Source organism: Sphingopyxis sp., assembly GCF_035998905.1.
Taxonomy (GTDB): domain Bacteria; phylum Pseudomonadota; class Alphaproteobacteria; order Sphingomonadales; family Sphingomonadaceae; genus Sphingopyxis.
On record NZ_DASYHG010000015.1, the window covers coordinates 186791 to 210277 of the forward strand.

Annotated in this window: 22 protein-coding genes and 1 pseudogene; 16 read left to right on the forward strand and 7 right to left on the reverse strand. The window is 65.4% G+C overall.

Features of this window, described 5'->3' with window-relative positions; translation table 11 throughout:
* Window positions 1-52: 52 nt before the first annotated feature.
* The 3 genes from VGN62_RS06325 to VGN62_RS06335 are packed head-to-tail and all read right to left on the reverse strand — an operon-like array spanning window position 53 to window position 2918.
* The gene (locus VGN62_RS06325; protein WP_327451930.1) at window positions 53-712 is read right to left on the reverse strand and encodes a hypothetical protein; all 660 of its coding nucleotides are present in this window, start codon (window positions 710-712) and stop codon (window positions 53-55) included.
* On the reverse strand, window positions 709-1308 hold the full coding sequence (locus VGN62_RS06330; protein ID WP_327451932.1) for a TadE/TadG family type IV pilus assembly protein: 600 nt from the start codon (window positions 1306-1308) through the stop codon (window positions 709-711). The genes VGN62_RS06325 and VGN62_RS06330 overlap by 4 nt, the downstream gene beginning before the upstream one ends.
* Window positions 1305-2918, reverse strand: a complete 1614-nt coding sequence (locus VGN62_RS06335) for a TadE/TadG family type IV pilus assembly protein (protein WP_327451934.1) — start codon at window positions 2916-2918, stop codon at window positions 1305-1307. Before VGN62_RS06335 ends, VGN62_RS06330 begins: the two co-directional genes overlap by 4 nt.
* 203 nt (window positions 2919-3121) lie before the next feature.
* Between VGN62_RS06335 and VGN62_RS06340 the strand changes: the two genes are divergently transcribed.
* The 6 genes from VGN62_RS06340 to VGN62_RS06365 all read left to right on the forward strand — a co-directional run bounded on the left by VGN62_RS06340 (window position 3122) and on the right by VGN62_RS06365 (window position 12278).
* On the forward strand, window positions 3122-3868 hold the full coding sequence (locus VGN62_RS06340; protein ID WP_327451936.1) for a 16S rRNA (uracil(1498)-N(3))-methyltransferase: 747 nt from the start codon (window positions 3122-3124) through the stop codon (window positions 3866-3868).
* A gap of 159 nt (window positions 3869-4027) precedes the next feature.
* A complete protein-coding gene (locus VGN62_RS06345) occupies window positions 4028-5941 on the forward strand; it encodes a proprotein convertase P-domain-containing protein (protein WP_327451938.1) in 1914 nt (637 codons plus the stop codon).
* Entirely contained in the window at window positions 5941-7986 is a 2046-nt protein-coding gene (locus VGN62_RS06350) for a hypothetical protein (protein ID WP_327451940.1), read from the forward strand. Before VGN62_RS06345 ends, VGN62_RS06350 begins: the two co-directional genes overlap by 1 nt.
* A gap of 52 nt (window positions 7987-8038) precedes the next feature.
* Window positions 8039-9412: a glutamate--cysteine ligase gene (locus VGN62_RS06355; RefSeq protein WP_327451942.1), complete on the forward strand. Its 1374-nt coding sequence runs from the start codon at window positions 8039-8041 to the stop codon at window positions 9410-9412.
* 173 nt (window positions 9413-9585) lie between these two features.
* A complete protein-coding gene (locus VGN62_RS06360) occupies window positions 9586-11859 on the forward strand; it encodes a TonB-dependent receptor (protein ID WP_327451944.1) in 2274 nt (757 codons plus the stop codon).
* Window positions 11860-11960: 101 nt separating this feature from the next.
* Window positions 11961-12278 (forward strand): hypothetical protein, encoded by a 318-nt coding sequence (locus tag VGN62_RS06365; RefSeq protein ID WP_327451946.1) that lies wholly within the window; start codon window positions 11961-11963, stop codon window positions 12276-12278.
* Here the strand turns inward: VGN62_RS06365 and VGN62_RS06370 are convergent.
* On the reverse strand, window positions 12275-13672 hold the full coding sequence (locus VGN62_RS06370) for a methyltransferase family protein (protein WP_327451948.1): 1398 nt from the start codon (window positions 13670-13672) through the stop codon (window positions 12275-12277). The genes VGN62_RS06365 and VGN62_RS06370 overlap by 4 nt on opposite strands.
* Window positions 13673-13912: 240 nt before the next feature.
* Here VGN62_RS06370 and VGN62_RS06375 point away from each other — a divergent pair, with 240 nt between their 5' ends.
* Entirely contained in the window at window positions 13913-15121 is a 1209-nt protein-coding gene (locus VGN62_RS06375) for a M23 family metallopeptidase (protein WP_327451950.1), read from the forward strand.
* Between the two features lies 1 nt (window position 15122).
* Window positions 15123-15524: a polymer-forming cytoskeletal protein gene (locus VGN62_RS06380; protein WP_327451952.1), complete on the forward strand. Its 402-nt coding sequence runs from the start codon at window positions 15123-15125 to the stop codon at window positions 15522-15524.
* 42 nt (window positions 15525-15566) lie between these two features.
* Here the strand turns inward: VGN62_RS06380 and VGN62_RS06385 are convergent, their stop codons facing one another.
* The 3 genes from VGN62_RS06385 to VGN62_RS06395 all read right to left on the reverse strand — a co-directional run bounded on the left by VGN62_RS06385 (window position 15567) and on the right by VGN62_RS06395 (window position 19205).
* Window positions 15567-17324, reverse strand: a complete 1758-nt coding sequence (locus VGN62_RS06385) for a diguanylate cyclase (protein WP_327451954.1) — start codon at window positions 17322-17324, stop codon at window positions 15567-15569.
* Between the two features lie 61 nt (window positions 17325-17385).
* Window positions 17386-17697, reverse strand: a complete 312-nt coding sequence (locus VGN62_RS06390; RefSeq protein ID WP_327451956.1) for a DUF1905 domain-containing protein — start codon at window positions 17695-17697, stop codon at window positions 17386-17388.
* Window positions 17697-19205 (reverse strand): YifB family Mg chelatase-like AAA ATPase, encoded by a 1509-nt coding sequence (locus tag VGN62_RS06395; protein WP_327451959.1) that lies wholly within the window; start codon window positions 19203-19205, stop codon window positions 17697-17699. The genes VGN62_RS06390 and VGN62_RS06395 overlap by 1 nt, the downstream gene beginning before the upstream one ends.
* A 162-nt stretch (window positions 19206-19367) precedes the next feature.
* Here VGN62_RS06395 and VGN62_RS06400 point away from each other — a divergent pair, with 162 nt between their 5' ends.
* The 8 genes and pseudogenes from VGN62_RS06400 to VGN62_RS06435 all read left to right on the forward strand — a co-directional run bounded on the left by VGN62_RS06400 (window position 19368) and on the right by VGN62_RS06435 (window position 23343).
* Window positions 19368-20054 (forward strand): TetR/AcrR family transcriptional regulator, encoded by a 687-nt coding sequence (locus VGN62_RS06400; RefSeq protein WP_327451961.1) that lies wholly within the window; start codon window positions 19368-19370, stop codon window positions 20052-20054.
* 69 nt (window positions 20055-20123) lie between these two features.
* On the forward strand, window positions 20124-20558 hold the full coding sequence (locus tag VGN62_RS06405; RefSeq protein ID WP_327451963.1) for a VOC family protein: 435 nt from the start codon (window positions 20124-20126) through the stop codon (window positions 20556-20558).
* 24 nt (window positions 20559-20582) lie between these two features.
* Entirely contained in the window at window positions 20583-20999 is a 417-nt protein-coding gene (locus tag VGN62_RS06410; RefSeq protein WP_327451965.1) for a DoxX family protein, read from the forward strand.
* A complete protein-coding gene (locus VGN62_RS06415) occupies window positions 20996-21214 on the forward strand; it encodes a DUF4287 domain-containing protein (RefSeq protein WP_327451967.1) in 219 nt (72 codons plus the stop codon). The genes VGN62_RS06410 and VGN62_RS06415 overlap by 4 nt, the downstream gene beginning before the upstream one ends.
* A 2-nt stretch (window positions 21215-21216) precedes the next feature.
* On the forward strand, window positions 21217-21891 hold the full coding sequence (locus VGN62_RS06420; RefSeq protein ID WP_327451969.1) for a glutathione S-transferase family protein: 675 nt from the start codon (window positions 21217-21219) through the stop codon (window positions 21889-21891).
* Window positions 21892-21916: 25 nt separating this feature from the next.
* Window positions 21917-22591, forward strand: coding sequence for a glutathione S-transferase family protein (locus tag VGN62_RS06425; protein WP_327451971.1), 675 nt, complete (start codon window positions 21917-21919; stop codon window positions 22589-22591).
* Between the two features lie 32 nt (window positions 22592-22623).
* Window positions 22624-22920, forward strand: a pseudogene (locus tag VGN62_RS06430) (DUF1428 domain-containing protein); the annotation flags it as partial.
* Between the two features lie 18 nt (window positions 22921-22938).
* Complete coding sequence (locus VGN62_RS06435) at window positions 22939-23343, forward strand: DUF1428 domain-containing protein (RefSeq protein WP_327452297.1); 405 nt, start codon at window positions 22939-22941, stop codon at window positions 23341-23343.
* Window positions 23344-23487 lie beyond the last annotated feature (144 nt).

The following is a 23487-nucleotide window of genomic DNA, read 5'->3' on the forward strand; positions in this document are numbered from 1 at the left end:
CAGCGGCGGCGCCCGCGATAAATGGCTTATTAGATCCGGCAGCCGCGGATGATCAGGAGCAGGTCGAAACGGTCACCGACGGCGAGGGATTGTAGACCTGCGAAAGGTCGCGTCCTTCGCGGATATTGAACGCCGCGGTCGACCGCATCCGCTGCGTCCCCAGCGCCTTTCCATAGAGCAAGGGCTCATAGTCATAGACGATCTCGACGAACATCACCGCGGTGCCCGTCGACGCCTTGATCTCCGCGCCCGCCGGTCCCATTCCGAGGAAGTCGGTGCCCGTCGCGCCCGTACCTTGCGGACCATATTCGGAATCGACGTCGAGGTTGCCATAGCAGCGCTGCCAGTGAATCCACTGGCCATCGTCTTCATTCTGTTCGAGGCTGGAGAGGATGACACGCCCCCGCGTCGCGAAATTCAGGCCCTTTGCCTGTTCTTCGACCCCGGTGAACACTTCGTTGATGTCGATCTCGCGGATCGAGGGTTGCGACAGGGCGCTTCCGAACGCGATGCGCGACGCATTGTCTGCCGCGCTGAGACCGATCTGGCTGATCCGCGTCTTGGTCAGCGTCACATTGGCGATTTCCAGGCCGGCAAAGCCGACCAGCACGAGGAACGGAATGGCGAAGGCCATTTCGACCATCACCGTCGCGCGGCAATCATGCCACAGCTGCACGATCGCGCGGCGCATAGAGGTCAGCCGGGCGATCATGTGCATTTCACCGGGTTGGCGTTGGTGCCGGCATTATAGGGCTGGTTACGCAGCACGGTCGATTGCTTGAGGATCGTCTTTTGCGGCTGCCCCAGCATCGACCACACCGGCAAGATCCGGTTGAACTCCATCGACGCGGTATACAGCACGATGTCGTCGGCGCCGCCATTGCCGGCGCGGCCGCGATCGGCGTCCCAGCTGCCATTGGCGTTGATATCCTCGAAGCACTCGCCGGCGTCATATTGATTGTTGCCGTTCTTGTCCTTGAACGGTTCGGGTTTGCCGACCGCGTCGAAGCTGTCGTAGGTCTGGCGCGTGAAGGTGACGGTCGCCTTGCCGAACACATTCTTGACCGCCGTGCGGACCTTTTCGTCGAGCACGGCCTGGCTCGCGGCATTGCCCTCGAGCGTCGAATCGCGCGCGGCCTTGGCGACGGCGCCCTGCAACACCTGCCGGGCATAGAATTGCCAGCTATAGTCGAAGATGCCCATCAGGAGCAGCAGGAAGAGCGGCGCGGTCAGCGCGAACTCGGTGATCGCGGTGCCGCGCTGATGCCCCCGAAGGCGGCGCGCGAGGTTGGTGAGGCGCCGGGTCATTGCGACAACCTCAGACGCGAAATCTGGTCGGCGATCGACTGGAAGATGCCCTTCAGCTTCGTCGCGCTACCTGTCTGATACGCCTTGCCGACCGTCGCGCAATTGGTGAGCTGGCTGTTGAGCGTCACGCCGAAACCTATCACCCAGATGACGACCGGCGCGTCATTCTTGCCCACGGGCATATTCTTCGCCCGGGCGCAGAGCTGTTCGAAGCGGTTGTTGTGGCGGGCGACCGCATTGTCATCGCTCGTCGCGCCGATCCGTGCGATCACCTGTTCCTGCCCTTGGTGCGAAAAATTGCTGCGCGGCGCGGTCATCGTGCCGTCGGTCATGAAGATGATATGGCGACTGATCGGACGCTTGTTCGTCACCGTGGTATTCTCGGTAGCGAAAAGGCCGGTCGGCGAAATCAGACGCGCGCCCCACGCCATGCCCGAATCATGGTAGGTAAAGCCTTGCGGCTTCAACTCGGCGATCTTGTCCTTGAACTTCTGCTTCCCCGCCGCATCCATTTCGGTCAGCTTCATCGCGGGCGGCGGGCACGCGCCGGTGTCGACGTTGATGTCTTCGGCCGCCTTGCCGAAGCTGGTCCGGTTGGTCGTGGTGTCGTCGACGGCGGATCCCGAACGGCTGTACGCGAAATCGGCGAGGAACATTTTCCATTTGGTGTCGTCGCTCGACGTCGGCACCATGTTGATGTCCATGTCATACGCCCCGGCCGGCGCAGTCGTGGTCTGATTAAAGGCGGTGGTCTTGCGCTCCATGATGCAGCCGTCCCAGTTGGACGTGAGATTGGCGCCATTCGTCCCGGTGTTGAAGGTCATGTTCGCGCCGCCCTTGCCGCCCGAGACATTGAACGTCCGGTCTTCGTAGCGATATTTGTCGAAACTCCCGTTGCTTTTGTAGCGCGGCGAGCGCGACGGCACCGTCACAGAATCGGAAATCCACGCGGGATTGGCTGTATTAAGAATGGCGCCGACATTGACCGTGCCGCTGTACGGAACGATCCCGAAGCGCAGGCGGCCATCGCCGATCTCCGCCTTGGTCAGCGTATCGAAGAACACCATCGACGCGTCGCGCAGCGCCTGGATCTTCGACACCGAATCGCCCGGATTGGTCGCTTCCATCGACCCGGTGACGTCGAGGACGAGGACCACGTCGGTGTTCGAAATTTCAAGTTTCGCGGCGCAATTGGCCGTCAGGTTGAACTGATCGGTCCCGAACATGAACATGATCGCCGACGGCAAGGTCGCGCTGGCGGTGCCGTTGACGTCGGTCTTGTTGCTGCTCGCCGTCGACGTGAAGCTGATATTCTCGCTGCCGTAGATATTGGCGGGAAAGTTGAAGTTGAACATCTTGTTCGCTTCGGCCTTCGGGGGATCATTATAGTCCCCGCCCGCCATCGCGCGGCGGCCGGCAAGCACGCCGGCATCGCACGCCTGCTGCAAGCGCAGCTGGGTCATATAGGCGCGGCCGATGTCGACCGCCGAACCGACGATCCCGATAACCGGCACGACAGCGGCAGCCGTCAGCATCAGGGCGTTGCCGCCCTGATCGCGCAGAAGCTGTTTGGCGCCGAGCCGCACGCGGCTCAATACGGTCCCTCGCATGGTTTAAACCCCTCTTCGGCCCGCGGCACGCCCCACCAGATGGGCCGCTGGTAAACTCGCACTAGGGGAGGACTGCTTACCAAAATGCTAATCGGGGACAGCGGCTTCGGCCGATATCGGCAGTTTTGACCCGGATCGGGACACAGGCGATCACCTCGTGGCAAAGGATGCACAAAATACCGCCTTCTGCTATTCGCACGGCCATGCCCGCGACTCCCGCCTGGCCCCCTGCCAGCACGCCCCGCCTGTTCGTCGATTTCCCGCTGGGACCCGATGCCGCACCGCTGATCGACGGCGCCGCCGCGCATTATCTGCTCGGCGTGATGCGGATGAAGGCGGGCGACCCCGTGCTCTTGTTCGACAATCGCAGCGGCGAATGGCTCGCGGTCATCGCCGACGCGGCGAAACGGTCGCTGACGCTGCGCATCGAGCGCCAGATGCGCGCGATCGAGCACGTCCCCGACCTCTGGCTCTGCTTCGCGCCGGTCAAGAAGGCGCGGCTCGACTGGATCATCGAGAAGGCGACCGAGCTGGGGGTCGCGCGGCTGCAGCCCGTTATCACCGAGCGCACGATCGTCGAGCGCGTCAAGCAGGAGCGGATCGAAGCGCAGATCGTCGAAGCGTGCGAACAATGCGGGCGCACCGCGCTTCCGACGCTAGCCGAACCGGTCAAGCTGCCGCAGCTGTTGAAGGACTGGCCGGCGGATCGCACGCTGCTGTTCGCCGACGAAGCCGGCGGCGTCCCACTCGCGAAGGTCGACGCACCGGCGCCGGCGGCGATCCTGACAGGCCCCGAAGGCGGCTTCACCGACCGCGAGCGCGATATGCTGGTGGCGCACGCCGCGGTGCGCCGCATCGCGCTCGGCCCGCGCATCCTGCGGGCAGAGACCGCCGCGATCGCCGCGGTCAGCCTGTGGATGGCACAGCATGGCGACTGGTCGGTCGAATAGGGCAATATTGTCCCACGGCCGAACAGAAACGCGGCCAAGTCACCGATTTTAACCGGATATTAGCTATGCGGACGCCATAGCGGCGCCATGCAACGGCGGGACCAGAGCCGATACCGCTGGCGTGGGGGCCAGTGTTTGCAGTCTGTGCGAGCATGTATCATGCTTGTCTGGCTGGCCTTCGGGCTGGCCGCGAATCCCGCCGCCGCACAGACCACGAGCAGTTACAGCAACACGACGACCGGCACGATCAGCGAAAGCGCGACATCGTGCACCAGCCCGATGGTGCGGAGTTTCACCGTCGCCGCCAACGCGCAGGTCACCGACGTCAATATCGGTGTCCAGTTCACGCACACATACCGCGGCGATGTCCGGGCCACATTGACCTCGCCGTCGGGTACGGTGGTCAACCTGATCACCAATATCGGGACATCGACGGACAATCTGAACGTCCTGTTCGACGACAGCGCCGCCGCGAGCATCACGACACACACCTCGAACAATGATTCGACCGCGACCGCGCCGCCCTATCAGCGGACGTTCCGCCCGCAGGGCACGCTCGCGAGCTTCAACGGCGATGGATCGGCGGGCACCTGGCAGCTCACCATCTGCGATTCGCTGAATGGCGACAGCGGCGCCTTCACGCGGTCCGACCTGACGCTGACGACGGTGCCGCTGTCGCCCTACGCCGACCTGTCGCTGACCAAGTCGGTGAGCAACGCCGCACCGGCGTCCGGGACCAGCATCGACTATGTGCTGAGCGTCACCAACGCGGGCGCGTCGACGCTGACCGCGACGGGCGTCACGGTACAGGACACACTGCCCGCGGGCTTCATCTTCACCAGCGCATCGGGTTTCGGCAGCTATAACAGCACGACCGGCGTGTGGACCGTCGGCAGCATCCCGGCAGGAACGACGCGCACGCTGACGATCACCGGCACCGTTGCAGCGAGCGCAGGCGCGAGCGTCACCAATATCGCCGAGATCAGCGCCTCGTCGGCGTTCGACCCCGATTCGACCCCAGGCAACGGCGCGGCGGGCGAAGATGATAGTGACAGCGCGACCTTCACCGTGTCGGGTACCCGCATCGCGGGAACGCCGCCGACGCTCGTCTGCCCGGTCGGCACGACGGTGCACGACTGGGACAGCGTCAGCTGGCCCGCGGGGACGACAAACGGCAGCTATGCCCTGACCGCGATCGGCACGATGAATTTCAACATCGCGATCAGCGGCGGCAGCTTCCTCAGCAACGCGACCTACGGCGGCCAGTCGCCGACGCGGCAGAACGCCGTTACCGGGGGGCTTGCGCCTGCGCAATTTTCGATATTCCAGATCGCCGATTTCACCAGCCAGGCAGGCGCGATCACCTCGACGATCGCCTTGCCGACCGCGGTGCCCGGCGTGCAATTTCGCGTGTTCGACATCGATTACGCAGCAGGGCAGTTCGCCGACCGCCTGACCGTCATGGGCAGCTTCAACGGCGCCCCGGTCACCCCCACGCTTACCAATGGCGTCAGCAATTATGTCATCGGCAACAGCGCCTATGGCGATGCCACCTCGGCCGACGGCAGCGCCAACGGCAATGTCGTCGTGACCTTTGCCGCGCCGGTCGACACCATCGTCATCACCTATGGCAGCCACGGCCTTGCGCCCGCCGATCCCGGTCAGCAGGGGGCCGCGATCCACGATCTCACCTTCTGTCGCCCCACGACCAACCTGACGATCGCAAAGACGAGCAGCGTCGTCAGCGATCCGGTGAACGGCACGACCGATCCCAAGGCGATCCCCGGCGCGACAATGCGTTACTGCATCCTCGTCACCAACAACGGCAGCGGCACCGCGACCGGCATTAATATCGCCGACGCGCTGCCCGCCAGCACGACCTTCGTCCCGGGCTCGCTGCGCAGCGGCACAAGCTGTGCCAGCGCGACGACGGTCGAGGACGATAATGCGAGCGGCGCCGACGAAAGCGACCCGTTTGGAGCGTCGATCACCGGCACAACCGTCGCCGCAACCACGCCGACGCTGCTGCCCACGAACGCGATGGCGGTTGCCTTCGATGTGACGATCAACTGATGCTCGGCCGTACCCGCCTCGTGCGACGCGGCGTCCTCGCCGTTGTTGCCGCAGCGCTGGCGACCGCACCGCCCGCATCGGCGCAGCGCGTGATCGTCAATCCGTCGTTCGAAGCGAACAATCCGCAAGGCGCCGGTGCGGCTAATTATGAAATCTATTCGAACGGCTCGGTCACCGGGTGGGATTCGGCGTCGGGCGAGATCGAGCTGTGGGACACGAATTTCCAGGGCGTGCCCGCCTATGAAGGCTCGGTCTTTGCCGAAATGAACGCGAATGTCCCCGGCGCGCTCTACCAGAATATCTGCATGGTGACCGGCGAGACGATCGGCTGGACCTTTGCCCACCGGGCGCGCTCGGGCGGCCCGGCGACGCAGACTGCGCGCTTCCAGATCGCCAGCAGCACGGGCACGCTGATCCAGAGCCTCGCGAGCCAGTCCTCGACAGTGAACAATGTCTGGAACGTCAACACCGGGTCGACCACCTATAACGGCGCGTCGGGGGTGCAGCGCGTCCAGTTCATCACCACCGACGCGGGCAGCCTCGGTAATTTCCTCGACGACATCCGGATCACGCTCAATCCCTTCGTCGAACTGTCGACGGCGAGCGCCTCGGGGGTCGAATCGATCGCGTCGGCGAACCTGCCGGGGCTGCTCGTCAGCGGCACTTTGTTCACGCCGCGCACGGTCAATGTCAGCATCACCGGCGGCACGGCGACGCGCGGCACCGACTATACGACGCCCGGCGGCGGCGCGAACTTCACCGTTACCATTCCAGCGGGGACGTACCAGAATGTCACCGTCCCGCTCGGCATCCAGATCGTCGACGACACCGCGACCGAGGGCAGCGAGACGATCCAGATCGCGCTGAACAGCGGCACCGGATATACCGTGTCGAGCACGTCGAGCTGTGGCGGCGCGGCACGGAGCGCCAGCACCTATACGATTACCGACAATGACTCACCCGTCGTGCTCGCCAAGAATTGGACGAACGGGATCGCGGGCGACGCGGTGAGTCTGTCGATCGCGGGCGGGGTCTTGCCGACCGCGGGCAACTCGACCGTCGGCGGCGCCGCGACCAACGCAACGGCCATCGCCACCCCCGGCAGCACGCTAACCCTGACCGAGGCCTATACCGCCGGCAATGCGGCGAATTACACCAGCAGCCTCGAGTGCCGGCGCAACAGCGACAATGCGGTGGTCGCGACATCGGGGAGTGGACTCAGCCGCACCGTCGTCATGCCGTCGGGCACCTCGCTCACTTGCAGCTGGACGAACAGCCGTAAATCGGCGACGCTTGTTGTGCGCAAGACCTGGGTCAATGCGCAGGTCGCGAATGCGGTGACGGTCGCGACGAGCGGCCTGATCAACAACGCCAGCCTCGCCTCGGTCGCGAACAGCGCGAACGAGACCGACACCAACGCCGCGGTTACCGTCTATGCCGCTGAAAGCGCCGTCCTCAGTGAAATCTTCACGGTTGGCAACGGGGCCAATTATGCGCAGGCGCTCGCCTGCACGGGCAATGCCACCGCGCTCGCCGGCAATGTGCTCACGATCGCGGCCGCCGATACCGCCATCGTCTGCACCTTCACCAACACCTATGTCGTACCGCTGTCGATCGCCAAGGCCTCGCTGGCGTACAGCGACCCGGTGAACGGCCTGACCAACCCCAAATTGATCCCCGGCGCCTTTGCCAACTACAGCCTGACAATCACCGCGCCCACGGGCACCGCGCCGACCAGCAACAGCGTGATCGTCACCGACGCGATCCCGGCGAACCTCAGCCTGTTCGTCGGCACCTACGCGCCCGGCCCAGGCCCGATCCTGTTCGCGCCGGGTGGCAGCGGGCTGACCTATGGCTTCACCAGCCTGTCGAACAATGCCGACGATCTCGAATTTTCGAACAATGGCGGTGCCAGCTGGACCTATGCGCCGACCGCCGATGCCGACGGCGTCGACCCGGCGATCACCCACGTCCGCATCCGGCCCAAGGGCGCGATGGCGCCGGGTTCGAGCTTCACGATCAACTTGCGCGCGCGCGTCAAATAGCGCGCGAACAACAGCCGATTGCATTCTGTACCGAACCGTATAATGGCGCGATATGAGCACGCGCACCGCCTCGGACAGCAACGATCCCATCGTCGAAAGCCGCGACCAGCTCGCGGCCCCCATGATCAAGGGCGAAAAGCCCAAGGACCGCTGGCGCATCGGCACCGAGCACGAGAAATTCGTGTACCGCACCGCCGATCACCGTGCGCCCAGCTATGACGAACCAGGCGGCATCCACGACCTGTTGATGGCGCTCACGCGTTTCGGCTGGGAACCTGTGATCGAGGGCGGCAAGGTTATCGCGCTTGCCGGCACCGACGGCACGGTCAGCCTCGAACCCGCGGGGCAATTGGAACTGTCCGGCGCGCCGCTCGAAAACCTCCACCAGACCTGCGCCGAAACCGGCCGCCACCTGAAACAGGTGAAAGAAGTCGGCGCCGAACTCGGCCTCGGCTTCCTCGGCCTCGGCATGTGGCCCGACAAGACGCGCGCCGAACTCCCGATCATGCCCAAGGGGCGCTACAAGATCATGCTCGACCATATGCCGCGCGTCGGCACGATGGGACTCGACATGATGCTGCGCACCTGCACCATCCAGACCAATCTCGACTATTCGTCCGAGGCCGACATGGTGCAGAAGTTCCGCGTGAGCCTCGCGCTGCAACCGCTCGCGACTGCGCTGTTCGCCAGCTCGCCCTTCACCGAGGGCAAGCCCAACGGCTATATGTCGTACCGCAGCCATATCTGGACCGACACCGATCCCGCGCGCACCGGGATGCTGCCCTTCGTGTTCGAGGAGGGCTTCGGCTATGAACGCTATGTCGACTATATGCTCGACGTGCCGATGTATTTCGTCTTTCGCGACGGCAAATATATCGACGCCGCGGGGCAGAGCTTCCGCGATTTCCTGAAGGGCGATCTGCCTGCTTTGCCGGGCGAGAAGCCGCGCCTCTCCGACTGGAACGATCACCTCTCGACCGCCTTCCCCGAAGTGCGGCTCAAAAGCTTCCTCGAAATGCGCGGCGCCGACGGCGGCCCGTGGAACCGCATCTGTGCGCTGCCTGCATTGTGGGTCGGCCTGCTCTACGACCAGAGCGCACTCGACGCGGCGTGGGATCTCGTCAAGGGCTGGGGCATCGAGGAACAGCAGACGTTGCGCGATGCCGTGCCGAGCGAGGGCCTCGACGCCCCCGCCCCCGGCGGCGGCACCGTCGGCGAACTCGCACACCGCGTCCTCGACATCGCGGCCGCGGGGCTCGCGGCGCGCGGCGAGGTCAATTCGATGGGCGACAATGAGGTCGGTTTCCTCGAGCCACTGCGCCGCATAGCCGCGAGCGGCAAGTCGCCGGCGCACGACCTGCTCGACCGGTATGACGGCCCGTGGGGCGGCGATCTTTCCAAAATCTATGACGAGTTGAGCTTCTAGCAACGCGTCCGGGGCCGGGAACGCCCGCCCCCAAAGTGCAGCAATTGCGCAACACTGCTGACACGAACGTCAGCGCACCCCGCTTCGGCGATTGATTGCGCGCGCCCGCGAAGCCAAACAGGCTCCGGTTTTTCCACTCTCCCATCGTCAACTCTGTTTCAGGAAGCTCGCCCATGCGCCACTTTCCTTCCACTATCGCTATAGTCATCGCCCTCGCCGCCGCCGGCTGGGCCGTCCCCGCCGCCGCACAGGACGCGCCCGCCGCGACCGACGACGCCGGCCTCGGCGAAATCATCGTCACCGCGCAGCGCCGCGAACAGAATATCCAGGACATCCCGCTTTCGGTCGACGTCGTCAGCGGCGCCAAGCTCGACGCGATCAATTCGGGCGGCGGCGACATTCGCGCGCTCGCCGGCCGCGTTCCCAGCCTCAACATCGAAAGCTCGTTCGGCCGCACCTTCCCGCGCTTCTATATCCGCGGACTCGGCAATACCGATTTCGACCTCAACGCGTCGCAGCCGGTCAGCCTCGTCTACGACGACGTCGTGCTCGAAAACCCGATCCTCAAGGGCTTCCCGATCTTCGACCTCGACCGCGTCGAAGTGCTGCGCGGACCGCAGGGCACCTTGTTCGGCCGCAACACGCCCGCCGGCATCGTGAAGTTCGACAGCGTGCGTCCCGACCGCGACGGCGGTTATATCAAGGGCAGCTACGGCCGTTTCGATTCGATCAATATCGAGGGTGCGGCCGGCGGCCACCTCTCCGACACCGTCTCGGCGCGCCTTTCGGCGATGTACCAGCGCCGCAGCGACTGGGTCGACAATCTCGCAACCCCCGGCAAGAACGACCTCGAAGGCTATGAGGATTTCGCGGTCCGCGGCCAACTCCAGTTCGAGCCGACCGACCAGCTCAAGCTGCGCTTCACCGGCCAGTATCGGAATTTCGACGGCACCGCGCGCGTGTTCCGCGCCAACATCTTCCGTCCGGGCAGCAACGACCTGATCTTCTACCCCGGCGTGCAGAACCCCGGCCAGACGCCCGCCGCGGCGGTCGATTTCGACCGCAATGTCGTGCGCACCGACGGAATCAATTTCCAGAAGCTCGAGCTCTATAACGCCGCCGCGACGCTCGAATATGACTTCGGCCCGGTCACGCTGACCTCGGTCACCGCTTACTGGAACGGCAATTACGACAGCCGCGGCGACGTCGACGGCGGGTTCGGCGCCAGCTTCCTGCCGAATTCGGGTCCGGGGATCATCCCCTTCCCCGCGCAGTCGCAGGACCAGGTACCCAGCCTCGACCAGCTCACGCAGGAAATCCGCATCGCGTCGAATCCCGGCAGCGCGATCGATTATCAGGCGGGCTTCTTCTACTTCGACGAAAATATCGACATCGGTTCGATCAATTACGACAACCCCACCGACACGACCCCCAGCGTCATCGCGATGCAGCGGCAGGATTCGCGCGCGTGGGGCTTGTTCGGGTCGGTCACCGTTCCTGTCACCGAGCAGCTCAAGCTGACCGCCGGCGCCCGCTATAACGAGGATCGCCGCCGCATGACGGTCGACCGCACCGGCTTCTTCGGCGCGATCGGCACGGGCTTTGCCGCGGTGAAGGACGACAATCTGACGTGGGACCTGTCGGCAACCTATGAAGCATCGGATGCGGTCAATCTCTATGCCCGCGTCGCCAAGGGCTATCGCGCGCCGAGCATCCAGGGCCGCGCGCTGTTCGTCTTCACCACGGTGCAGGACGCGATCAGCACCGCCGACAGCGAAACGATCATGTCGTACGAAGCGGGGATCAAGACCCAGTTCGACCGCCGCATCCGCTTCAACCTGTCGGGCTTCGTCTACGACCTCAAGGACGCACAGCTCACTGCAGTCGGCGGCACGATCAACACCGCGCGGCTGATCAACGTCGACAATGTCCACGGCTATGGCTTCGAAGCCGAACTCGACGCGCGTCCGGTCGACAATATGGTCCTGACCGCGGGCATCAGCTACAACAACGCCAAGATCGACGATCCCAACGCCTTCATCACCGGGTGCGGCGGCGGCTGCACCGTGCTCGACCCGGTTCGCCCCGGATCGCCCGGCATCTATTCGATCGACGGCAACCAGCTGCCGCAGGCGCCGAAATGGTCGATCAACTGGACCGCGGGCTATGGCGTGCCGGTCGGCAACGGCGAAGTCTATGTCTTCACCGACTGGGCGTACCGTTCGAAGGTCAATTTCTTCCTGTACGAATCGGCCGAGTTCAACGACGACCATATGCTCGAGGGCGGGCTGCGCATCGGTTACCGCACCGACCGCTATGACATCGCCGCCTTTGCGCGCAACATCACGAACGACGTGTCGGCGGTGGGTGCGATCGATTTCAACAATTTGACCGGCTTCGTCAACGAGCCCCGCATCTGGGGCATCGAGGCGGGTTATAAATTCTAGAAATGCTTCCGGTCCGCGCGGCTTTTCCTTTCGCGCGGACCGGCCTTCGCATCCGAATATTTCCATGTTATCATCGCCCTGCAATGATGTGGGAGACGATGATGCCCCGTTTGATCGCCAGCCTTGTCGCCATCGGCCTGTTGGCCAGCCCGGCCGCCGTTTTCGCGAGCGACGTGAACTCGGCCGCCGACTTTGGCGCCAGCGCCTATAGCAAAGCCGTCAGCATCTACCCGCACACGCGCGCGGAAGAACGCGAATGGCTGTTGCAGCGTCTCGACAAGCTATGCAGCAGCAAGCTGCGGTCCGATCAGCGCCGATGCGACCGCGCCTGGCGCATCATCGCCGACGGCTATGCGCAATTACAGGCTCGCCGCGCCGCCGAAGCGGCGAGCGCCACCACCGATCCGCTGAAGGATTAGGCGACCGGCCCGATCCGCGGGTCGGGTTCGAGCCGGATCAGCGGGCGCGTCCGCCCCGTCAACTTTGCAAACAGGCGCGGCACCAGTGCATTCGCCTGCGCCCAGTTCCAATAGGCCACATAGGCCGGATCGGCGAGGAGATGCTTTTCCTCGGTCTTGGCGCGCCAGTAATAGACGCCGCTGACAAGGCCGAGCAGCACAACGTTGCGTACGCCCTCGACCCAGCCGCCCGCGGTGACAAGGAAGGGCAGCGACCCGATCCACCAGGTCATATTCTTTGAAATATAGGCAGGATGGCGCGTGAAGGCATACGGCCCGTGGGTGATGATGCCGCGGTGCGTCAGGTTCGAAAAGCGGATTCCGAACGCCATCGTCGCCCAGCTGTAAACCGCAGTCAGCAGCACGAGCGCGATCGCCCAGGCGGTCAGCAACCCGTCGTGCCCCGCCAGCCAATAGCCCCAGTCGGAGCCGTACATCTGGTAGTCGAGCGGCCCGCCGCTCATCAGGATGAAGGGCGGGTAGCAGATGAGCGCCGCGACCCACGCCATGCCATAGGGATTGGCGGTGCGAATATGCGCGTCGAGCGGCTTCAGCGTCAGGATATAGCCCACCGTCGCGATATGGACGTCGATCAGATAGAGGAAATTGATCGTCCAGATCCCCGTCCTGTAGGGATTGGCGAGGACTTCGCTCATCGGCACGCTGACGAGGCCCGCAAAATTGCCGGGGACGATCGAGAGCATGAAGGCGGTAAAAAAGCCCTTCACCGCCCAGGCGCGCAGATGATGTCCGATGCCGCGGCCGTCGACGGGCTGTCCGGGCGCGATCAGCCAGCGGCCGAAGGCGTAGCAACCGTCGCGCGGCTCGACCATGCGGCGGTCGAGCCACAGCATATAGGGCACCGAAACGAGCAGCAGCCACGGAACCACGGTTTCGAGGAGGTTCATCGAAAAGGCGTAATTGCCCTCCCAATAATAGCGCATCGTCGCATAGGTCAGCGCGATCAGCCCCCATGTCGCCCACAGCCCGGCGAGCTTGGTCAGGCTGATATCGACCGTCTCGCGCCACGGACGACGCTGTGCCCAGTCGATGCCGGTCGAGGGATTGCGATGCACCTTGTCGACAAACACCGACCATAAAACCATCGGGATACCGCAGGCGAGCACGCTCGCGATCGCCGAGTTCGGCCCGCTCATCGGCCCGCGGGTGCCCCAGTCGACACCGAGGAAGGCCGCGATCTCGGGCGCGAAGCGCGCAATGAGCAAATAGCTCACCAGCCCCGCGAGTCCGACGATGCCGACCCCCGCGCTGACCGCCGAACGCGGGCGCACGTCGGCCGGCGCCGACGGGTCGCCCGCCGATTCGTGCGGGCCGGGTTGAGCAGAATTGGCCATGATATTCACCCGCTTAGCCCTAGCCGAAAATGGTAAGCAAGCCGTCAATACAAAAGGCCGATTCGCCCGCGATTTCCCGCCAGATTGGCAGCGTTCCCGCGCTTTGACACCGTTCACCGCGCGATGGTTTCGACTCGGCGCGACTCGGCGCGCAAAGATTCGCACCGCCCCCATCGGCCTGATACAGCGCGCATCAATCGGGGCGGAGGGCTCCAATAAAACACAAGATGGGGTCGCCACTTGTCATCGAAAAATATGGGTCTGCGCGATTTGCGCCAGCGTTTTTCTGCGCTGTTTCAGGACCATGAAATCTTCGTTCGCACGCACGGCCATGTCCGCTTCCTGCGCGTCAGCGCGGTCTGGCAAAAGCGCGTCGCGCTGATCGCTGCTGTCGTCCTGCTCGCATGGGCCGGCGCGACCTTGGCAGTGCTCGTCAACCAGCTCCTCACCTCGGGTGAACGCGCTGCGGTCGCACAGCAACAGGCCGCCGCCGCCGCTTCGGAAGCGCGCATCGCGAAATATCGCGACAATGTCGCCGAAACCGCCGCCGACCTCGAAGACCGGCAGGAACAGCTCGAGGAATGGTCGAAAGTCCATTTCGGCGTCGAACCCGCGGCGGTGACACCCGAGATTGGCACCGAAGGTGCTCCGGCGGCCGAAAAGGCCCCGCTCAAGACCAGCGCACTGATCGATCCGAACCTGCCGCCCGAAGCGCAGGTCCTCGCCCGCCTCGAAGCGCGGCAGGAAGATTTCGCGACGCGCCTGCTGACCGCGGTCAACGAGCGCGCGGCAAAGGCCGAGGGCGCCGTCGCCAAGCTCGGCATGAACCCTGCGGCGCTCGTCCGCAACGCCGCGGCAGGCCGCGGTGGTCCGTTCATCCCCTATCGCGGACGCGCCGGGCGCGCGAGCACGCTCGGCAAATCCTTTGCCGCGCTCGAAAGCGCGCTGTTTCGCATGGAGGTGCTCGAACGCACGCTCGTCGCGATCCCGTCGGGCCAGCCCGCCAATGTGCTGATGCTCTCGTCGAGCTTCGGCTATCGCAGCGATCCGTTCACCGGCGCCGGCGCGATGCACTCGGGACTCGACTTCCCCGGCCCGATCGGCACTCCGATCCTCGCCGCCGCCCCCGGCCGCGTCGTCTATGTCGGGCAGAAGTCGGGTTATGGCAACGTCGTCGAGGTCGATCACGGCCAGGGCATCCTGACCCGCTATGCCCACTTGTCGGGCTTTACCTCGACCGTCGGCGCGCAGGTCGCCGCGGGGCAGCAGATCGCCAAAATGGGCTCGACCGGCCGTTCGACCGGCAGCCACCTGCATTTCGAAGTCCGTTTGAACGGCGTCGCGGTGAACCCGCGCCGCTTCCTGGAGGCCAAAGCCGATGTTCTCGAAGTCAAAGACGACGCCCGACAGCGAGTCGGTTCCGTCGCTGCCGTCCGTGGTGCCCGCTAAGATGGCGACCGGAGCGCGTCATACGACCTTTTCGATCCTCGGATCGGATGTCGTCGTCACCGGCAATGTGGCCGCCAGCGTCGACCTGCACGTCGATGGAAAGATCGACGGCGACCTGAAATGCGCCAACCTCGTCCAGGGCGAGGCGAGCGAGATCAAGGGTTCGGTCGTCGCCGAAACGGCGAAGATCGCGGGCCTGCTCGACGGCGCGATCGAGGCGAAAACGCTGATCGTCCACGCCACCGCGCGGATCACCGGCGACGTGACCTATGAAAGCATCACGATCGAAAATGGCGGCAAGGTCGAGGGCAAGCTCAGCCACCGCCGCCACGGTGCGGGCGCCGCAAAAGCGCCGCCGCCGCTCGAGGTGATCGAGAACAAGTCCGCATCCGCCGGCCTCTGACGTTCCGATCCTGAAAAGGCCGCACCCACGGTGCGGCCTTTTTCAATTCGACCGCGCAACCTCGCGGCCCGGCGCGCGTCGGGTGACATCTTGGTGCCGCTGGACGACGACCCTGTTCCGTCCGCCGCGCTTCGCATCGTAAAGCGCCTCGTCGGCGAGCCGGTATAGCTGCTGGAAATCGCACGCCGGCCGCACTTCGGCGACCCCGACGCTGGCGGTGACCGATTGATCGCCAATGGCTTCTTCATGGTCGCAGGCAGCAATCCCGCGCCGGATGCTTTCGGCGAAGCGGGCAAGGATGATGCCTTCCATCCCGATCGTCAGCAGGCCGAATTCCTCGCCGCCGAGCCGCGAGACGGTGCACATCGGCCCCTCCCACCGCTCGATCCGCCGCGCGATGCCGCACAGCACCATGTCGCCCGCATCATGGCCGTGGATGTCGTTGATCGACTTGAACCGGTCGATATCGACGAGCAGCAAGGCCGCAGGCCAATTGTCGGCACGCGCGCGGTCGAGGAGCGGCGTCACGCTCTCGACGAAACCGCGGCGATTGGGCAGGCCGGTCAGCGGATCCCGCCGCGCGAGTTGCTGCGCCGTCGCTGCGGCGCTGCGCGCATGGTCGCGCTCGATCCGCAGGTGCGCGAGCCGCCGCGTCGCCGCGGCTGCGAGCCACAGCGCCTGCCAGGTCGCCGCGACGAGCACCAGCAGCTTCGATCCGCCGCCCCAGAAGCCATCCTCGACATCGACGATATGGACGATGGCGAGCATTGCCATCGGCAGCCCCCAAGCGGCAAGGAAATCGCGTGCCTCGACCGATCCGCGCCGCCACGCCCAGCCGACATAGGCGGTCACCGCCAGCAGGTCGGCGATGATGACCAATGCCAATATGTCGGCGAGCGGCCCGAGGCTGTCGCCGCGAATCAGCGCCAGCGGGATCCCCGCAACCCCTACGCCAAGACCGAGGACGAGCGCGGCGGTCCGAAGCCATTTCGGCCCCCTCCCGCGATCGACAGCCGTCACCGCGCTGACCGTCGCGAGCGCGATCGCAAGGCAGGCAAGAAAGGTGCATATCTGCGTCGTCACCGTCCCGGCCAGTCGCGGCACGAGCGCGAGATGGACCTGCGACCAGAGCGCGCCCCAGAGCAGCATCGTGCCCGCCCACGCCGCCTGCCACGCCAGATATTGGCGGCGGACGGCAAAGGCGAGCGACAGGCTGTAGATGCAGCTGACAAGAAGCAGCATGAGCGCCGCGCCCACCGCGGCGGCCATGCCCGCCGACTGCATCCCCGCCTCGCCCTTCGGAACGATCCGCGCGTGGACGAACGCGTGCCCCGAAAGGCGATCGAAGCGCATCGTCACCGCGATCAGCGGGACGTTGCGATCGGGCGCCTCGAACAAGATCTGCCCGCCCGCGCGCCAGTGCGATCCATAATCGCCCGCGCGCACGCGGCTCCAGCGCGTCGTGCCGTCGGCGTAGGAAAAGGCGACGGCGAGCCGGTCGAACCGCGATTGATGGACCATCAGCGCGACATCGCCGCGCTGCGCTCGCGCGCCATCGAGCGGCGCACGAAGCCAGAGGCTGGCCTGTTGGTACCCCGCAGGCGCCCCGCGACAGGAAAAACGCAGTGCGGACAGACTTGTGTCGGGCAGCACCATGGCGCTCACCGCATGACAGGCGTCACGATCGATATCGAGCGTTCGCGCCGCCGCAGGCGCTGCCGGCCAGCCGAGCAGCAGGGCAGCGAGGCCCAGTATGAGCCGGCCGCACAGCTTTGCCACAAGATCGCCCGCCGCAGTCATGGCAGCCCTATTGCATGAAACTGTTCGAGAAATGTTTACCACCGTCCGGAAAACCGCGAGTTCAGCGCCGGTCGGGGCGGCTGACCCGCATCCGCACCATCACCTTGTCGCCCAGTCCGACACGTTCGGCCTTCTGGATCGCAACCTTGATCGGGAGCAGATAGCTTCCGTCGCGCGGGAAAAGCGAGGTCGCGAATTCGCTGTTCCCGACCCTTGCCACGACGGGAACGACGCCCCAGCCATAGCTCTCGGTCATCGCGGCATAGCGGATCGCGCCGACATGTTCGTCGGGAACGGAGGCGAACAGGAAGGGGGCGGGACCGCGCCATTCGATAATCGCGGCTTCGAAGACGATCGCGTCATCCACGGACATCAGTTCCTCGGTGCCTGCCGCCGATAGCTCAACGCCTCGGCGATATGGATTCGGCCGACGTCCTCGGCGCCGGCGAGATCGGCGATCGTCCGCGCGACACGCAATATCCGCGTATAGCCGCGCGCCGAAAGCCGCATCGCCTCGGCCGCTTGCGCGAGCAGTTGGCGCCCCGCCTCGTCGGGCGTCGCGACGGCTTCGAGGAGGTCGCCGTCGATCTCGGCATTGGTCCGCGCCTTGCGCCCGGCATAGCGCGCGGTCTGGACGTCGCGCGCCGCCGAAACGCGCGCCGCGACCTCGGCGCTGCCCTCGGCGGGCGGCGGCAGGACAAGGTCGGCGGCACTCACCGCCTGCACCTCGACGTGCAGGTCGATGCGGTCGAGCAAAGGCCCCGACAGCTTGGCCTGATAATCGGCGGCGCAGCGCGGCGCGCGGCTGCACGCGAGCGCGGGATCGCCGAGGTGGCCGCAGCGGCACGGGTTCATCGCCGCGACGAGCTGGACGCGCGCCGGAAAGGTCACATGCGCGTTGGCGCGCGCGACGCTGACTTCGCCCGTTTCGAGGGGCTGGCGTAGCGAATCGAGCACCCCGCGCTGGAATTCGGGAAGCTCGTCGAGGAAGAGCACGCCGAGATGCGCGAGGCTGACCTCGCCCGGCCGAACGCGCAGGCCGCCACCGACAAGCGCGGGCATCGAGGCCGAATGGTGCGGGCTGCGGAAGGGGCGTGCCCGAATCAGGCGCCCACCCTCGAGGTTCCCGGCAACCGAGGCGATCATCGACACTTCGAGCGCCTCGGCCGGAGTCAGATCAGGCAGGATGCCGGGCATGCACGCCGCCATCAGCGACTTGCCCGCGCCGGGCGGCCCCGACATCATCAAATTATGCGCTCCCGCCGCGGCGATTTCGAGCGCGCGTTTCGCGGTCTCCTGCCCCTTGACCTGCGCCAGGTCGGCGGCGCGTGCCGGCATGTCGACCTCGCCCGGCACCGGCGGCGCGAGCAACGCATGGCCCTTGAAATGATTGAGCAGCGACAGGAGGTCGGGCGCGCCGAGGACCTCGACATTTCCCGCCCACGCAGCCTCCGGCCCCTGCGCCGCGGGGCAGATCAGCCCGCGCTCGACGCTGCCCGCATGGATGGCGGCAAGCAGCACGCCGGGCGACGGCGCCACGCGCCCGTCGAGTCCGAGTTCGCCGACGACGACGTAAGAGGCCAGCGTCTCGGGATCGATCACCCCCATCGCGCCCAAAAGCGCGAGTGCGATCGGCAGGTCGTAGTGCGACCCCTCCTTCGGCAGGTCGGCGGGCGACAGGTTGACGGTGATCACCTTGGGCGGAAGCGACAGGCCGATCGCCGCCATCGCGGCGCGCACGCGCTCGCGGCTTTCGCCGACCGCCTTGTCGGGCAGGCCGACGACGACGAAGCGCGGTACGCCCGGCGTGATCTGGCACTGCACCTCGACCCCGCGCGCGTCGATGCCGAGATAGGCCGTGGTTGAGACGACTGCGACCATATTCCCCCCGGAACTGCACCGATGTGCCCCCTTTGTTCCAATGCCCTGTTTAGGCGAAGTGGCGGGAAGGTCGAGTCTTTTCGCAACTTCTCGATCATCGCGCACATCGCGGATGCCGGCGTCGATTTGACAACATACCAACTAGTCGGTATGTCGATTCGCATGACGACGAATCAGCCCCCCTCGATCCCCGCAGCCGCCGCCCGCGTCCCCTCGGCGGGCGGCGGCGCCCCGGACGCCCGCGCCCCGCGCGGCAGCGCCCGGGCGCGGCTGATCGCGGCGGCGCACGCCACGGTGCGCAAGCAGGGCTATTCGGCGACGACGGTCGACCAGATCTGCGCCGCCGCGGGCGTGACCAAGGGCGCCTTCTTCCATCACTTCGCATCGAAGGAAGACCTCGCGGTCGCCGCCGCCGAAGGCTGGACCGACCGCGCGCGCCCGATGTTCGAACTGCCGCCGCATGTCCGGCTGGAGGACCCGCTCGATCGCCTGCTCGGTCATATCGATTTCCGCCTGTCGATGCTCGACGGCCCGACCGAGGATTACACCTGCTTCGTCGGTACGATGGTGCAGGAAGCCTACGCCACGAACGACCGCATCCGCGCGGCGTGCGAGGCGAGCATCAACGCCTATTGCCAGGCGCTCACCCCCGACATCCAGGCCGCGATCGACATTCACGGCGTGCCCGACGACATTACCGCGCTCGGCCTCGCGCAGCATGTCCAGTCGGTTCTGCAGGGCGCCTTCGTCCTGGCCAAAACGACGAACGATCCGGCGATTGCGCGCGGCACCGTCACCCATCTGAAGCGTTATGTCCGGATGCTGTTCGGCGCCGGCGGCACGCCATGATGCGACAGGTAATTGCCGCCGCGCGCCGCGCACGCTGACTTCAAGCAACACACCCCAAGGAGAGAAGAGATGCCCCAGATGATTTTCGTGAACCTGCCGGTGACCGACCTCGACAAGTCGAAAGCTTTCTATGAAGCGGTCGGCGCGGTGAACAACCCGGCCTTCACCGACGAAACCGCAGCGTGCATGGTCGTCACCGAAGGGTCGATCCACGTCATGCTGCTGACGCATGAAAAATGGGCGACCTTCACCTCGAAGGCGATCCCCGACGCGCACACCACCGCGCAGGTCCTGCTCTGCGTCTCGGCCGACAGCCGCGCGGATGTCGACGGGCAGGTCGACAAGGCGGTCAAGGCGGGCGGCAAGGCCGACCCCACCCCGACGCAGGATTTCGGCTTCATGTACGGCCGCAGCTTCGAAGATCCCGACGGCCATATCTGGGAAGTGATGTGGATGGACCCGACCGCCATCCCCGCCGGCGAGCCCGCCGAAGCGACCGCATAATAGGCATAAGGGAGGAGGAAGAGGATGACCGACACGACCCCCACCAAGGGCCAGTTGATCGCCGGCCGCATTTTGAGCGGCCTTGTGATCCTCTTCCTGCTCTTCGACGCCGGATTGAAGCTCGTCGCGCCGCAGTTCGCAATCGATAACGGCCCGCCGAACCTCGGCTGGCCGCCCAAGATCGAGACGATGTACCTGCTGGCGATCCTGCTGTTGATCCCGACGCTGCTTCATATCTGGCCGCGTACCGCAATCCTCGGCGCGATCCTGATCACCGGCTATCTCGGCGGCGCCATCGCGACGCAGGTGCGCGTCGGCAACCCGCTGTTCAGCCACATGTTGTTCGGCGTCTACCTCGGGCTGATGCTGTGGGGCGGCCTGTGGCTGCGCGATCCCCGCGTCCGCGCGATGATCCCGTTTCGGGCGGGAGCGGCCGCATGAGCTTTCAGGCCTATATCGACAATGTCGAAGCCAAGACCGGCCAATCGGCCGACGCGCTGAAAAGCATCGCGATCGGCAAGGGCCTCGCCGACGAAAACGGGCTCGCTCCGGGCGTCAAAGCCGGCGCGATCATCGACTGGCTCAAGGATGATTACGACCTGGGCCACGGCCACGCGATGTCGATCGTCGCCTGGATCAAAGGGAAGAGGAACTGATCATGTCTGCCCGACCTGAAGCCGCACCCGAAATCACTGCCTACCGATCGGTGCCGGATTTCGCCTACGGCCGCATCAAGGACATCCGGGTTCGCTGGGCGCTCGACGAAATCGGCCGACCCTATCGCACGCGGCTGATCGGCGGCATTTTCGAGGACAAGACACCCACCTATCTTGCCGATCAACCGTTCGGGCAGGTTCCCGTCTACAAGGAGGGTGATCTGACCCTGTTCGAGACGGGGTCGATCCTGATCCACATCGGCGAAGCCGACGCGCGCCTGTTGCCGCGCGATGCAAAAGGACGCGGGCGCGCGATCAGCTGGATGATCGCCGCGCTCAACAGCGTCGAGCCGATGATCCAGACCTTGGTCGTGCTGACCGTCAAGGGACAGGGCACCGACTGGCTCGCCGGTGCCATCGAAGCGGCGAAACCCTTTGCCGAGCAGCGGCTGTCCCGATTATCGGAGGCACTCGGCGACCGCGACTGGCTGGAAGATCGTTTTTCGATCGGCGACATCGTGATGATCGATGTGCTCCGCAACGCAAATCCGGCGTTGCTGGCGCCGCACCCCAATCTGGCCGCCTATGTCGCGCGCGGCAAAGCCCGCCCCGCCTTTCAAAGCGCCATGGCGGCGCATCTGGCCGACTGCGCTGTCAGCGAACCACAACCTGCCTGACCCCCGAAACCGAGGAGAGATCGCCATGCCTGTGAACCCCGACAGCAAGATCGAAGTCACCGCCTTCGACTGGGTGCCCGATTTCGCGCGCGGCTATGTCCGCGACCTGCGCCCGCGTTGGGCGTGCGAGGAAATCGGGCTCGATTATGCCGAACATCTGATCAGTGCGATCAACCGCCCCGCCGACCATTTCCTGTTCCAGCCGTGGGGGCAGGTGCCGGTACTCAACGACGGCGGGATCCGACTGTTCGAAAGCGGTGCGATCCTGCTCCACCTCGCCGAGAAGGATGCGCGGCTGATGCCCCGCGACGCGCAGGCGCGCGCCAACACGCTCGCCTGGCTGTTCGCCGCCTATAACAGCGTCGAGCCGATGCTGTTCGAACTCGGCAATGTCGATATTTTCTCGACCGAAGAAGAATGGGCGAAGCTGCGCCGTCCGAGCCTGATCGAATTCATCCAGGGCCGGCTCGGCCGCCTCAACGACGCGATCGGCGACAAGGCGTATCTGACGGGCGAATTCACCGTCGCCGACATCGCGATGGCCACCGTGCTGCGCGAAGCCGTCGAGGCCGGCCTCATCGCCGAGCAGCCGCGGCTGCAGGCCTATCTCGACCGCTGCCTCGCCCGCCCCGCCTTCCAGCGCGCGATGGACGCGCAGCTGGCCGCCTTCAGCGAAGAAGCGGGACCGCCCGCCGCCTGAAACCCCCTCCCACCCCCCCAAGGAGAGACAAGATGACCTATGTAGAAGGATTTGTGGTCGCGGTGCCGACCGCCAACAAGGAAGCGTATCGCAAGCACGCCGCCGACGCGGCCCATCTGTTCAAGGAATTCGGCGTCGCGCGCATGGTCGAATGCTGGGGCGACGATGTCCCCGACGGCAAGGTCAATGATTTCAAGGGCGCGGTGCAGGCGAAGGACGACGAGACCGTCGTGTTCAGCTGGTTCGAATATCCCGACCGGGCGACGCGCGACGCCGCGAACGAGAAGATGATGAGCGACCCGCGCATGGCGGCGATGGGCGGCGAGATGCCGTTCGACGGCAAGCGCATGATCATCGGCGGCTTCGATTCGATCGTCGACGACCGCGCCGCGGGCCAGACCGCTTACGTCGACGGCTATGTCGTGCCCGTGCCCGAGGGCAACAAGGACGCCTATCGCGCGCTGGCGCAAAAGGCTTCCGAAGTGTTCCGCGATTATGGCGCGACGCGCGTCGTCGAGGCGTGGGCCGACGATGTCCCCGACGGCAAGGTCACCGACTATGCGCGCGCGGCGCACAAGAAGGACGGCGAAAGCGTCGTCTACAGCTGGGTCGAATGGCCGAGCAAGGAAGCGCGCACCGCCGGCTGGGAAAAGATGATGGCCGACGAGCGAATGAAGCCCGATCCCGACAACACGCCCTTCGACGGCGCGCGGATGATCTACGGCGGTTTCGCCCCGATCGTCGAGGCCTAGCTGGCGGATATCCTCCCTGTGGCCGGAGGCCATGGGGAGGTGGCAGCCCGTAGGGCTGACGGAGGGGCGATGACGCACCGTTGCAGCCCCTCCACCACCGCTTCGCGGCGGTCCCCCTCCCCATGGCTTCGCCACAGGGAGGAT

Coding starts and splice junctions, on each gene's coding strand:
- VGN62_RS06325 (WP_327451930.1), bottom strand. CDS start 712: ATGATCGCCCGGCTGACCTCTATGCGCCGCGCGATCGTGCAGCTGTGG.
- VGN62_RS06330 (WP_327451932.1), bottom strand. CDS start 1,308: ATGACCCGGCGCCTCACCAACCTCGCGCGCCGCCTTCGGGGGCATCAG.
- VGN62_RS06335 (WP_327451934.1), bottom strand. CDS start 2,918: ATGCGAGGGACCGTATTGAGCCGCGTGCGGCTCGGCGCCAAACAGCTT.
- VGN62_RS06340 (WP_327451936.1), top strand. CDS start 3,122: ATGCCCGCGACTCCCGCCTGGCCCCCTGCCAGCACGCCCCGCCTGTTC.
- VGN62_RS06345 (WP_327451938.1), top strand. CDS start 4,028: ATGCTTGTCTGGCTGGCCTTCGGGCTGGCCGCGAATCCCGCCGCCGCA.
- VGN62_RS06350 (WP_327451940.1), top strand. CDS start 5,941: ATGCTCGGCCGTACCCGCCTCGTGCGACGCGGCGTCCTCGCCGTTGTT.
- VGN62_RS06355 (WP_327451942.1), top strand. CDS start 8,039: ATGAGCACGCGCACCGCCTCGGACAGCAACGATCCCATCGTCGAAAGC.
- VGN62_RS06360 (WP_327451944.1), top strand. CDS start 9,586: ATGCGCCACTTTCCTTCCACTATCGCTATAGTCATCGCCCTCGCCGCC.
- VGN62_RS06365 (WP_327451946.1), top strand. CDS start 11,961: ATGCCCCGTTTGATCGCCAGCCTTGTCGCCATCGGCCTGTTGGCCAGC.
- VGN62_RS06370 (WP_327451948.1), bottom strand. CDS start 13,672: ATGGCCAATTCTGCTCAACCCGGCCCGCACGAATCGGCGGGCGACCCG.
- VGN62_RS06380 (WP_327451952.1), top strand. CDS start 15,123: ATGGCGACCGGAGCGCGTCATACGACCTTTTCGATCCTCGGATCGGAT.
- VGN62_RS06385 (WP_327451954.1), bottom strand. CDS start 17,324: ATGACTGCGGCGGGCGATCTTGTGGCAAAGCTGTGCGGCCGGCTCATA.
- VGN62_RS06390 (WP_327451956.1), bottom strand. CDS start 17,697: ATGTCCGTGGATGACGCGATCGTCTTCGAAGCCGCGATTATCGAATGG.
- VGN62_RS06395 (WP_327451959.1), bottom strand. CDS start 19,205: ATGGTCGCAGTCGTCTCAACCACGGCCTATCTCGGCATCGACGCGCGC.
- VGN62_RS06400 (WP_327451961.1), top strand. CDS start 19,368: ATGACGACGAATCAGCCCCCCTCGATCCCCGCAGCCGCCGCCCGCGTC.
- VGN62_RS06405 (WP_327451963.1), top strand. CDS start 20,124: ATGCCCCAGATGATTTTCGTGAACCTGCCGGTGACCGACCTCGACAAG.
- VGN62_RS06410 (WP_327451965.1), top strand. CDS start 20,583: ATGACCGACACGACCCCCACCAAGGGCCAGTTGATCGCCGGCCGCATT.
- VGN62_RS06415 (WP_327451967.1), top strand. CDS start 20,996: ATGAGCTTTCAGGCCTATATCGACAATGTCGAAGCCAAGACCGGCCAA.
- VGN62_RS06420 (WP_327451969.1), top strand. CDS start 21,217: ATGTCTGCCCGACCTGAAGCCGCACCCGAAATCACTGCCTACCGATCG.
- VGN62_RS06425 (WP_327451971.1), top strand. CDS start 21,917: ATGCCTGTGAACCCCGACAGCAAGATCGAAGTCACCGCCTTCGACTGG.
- VGN62_RS06435 (WP_327452297.1), top strand. CDS start 22,939: ATGATCATCGGCGGCTTCGATTCGATCGTCGACGACCGCGCCGCGGGC.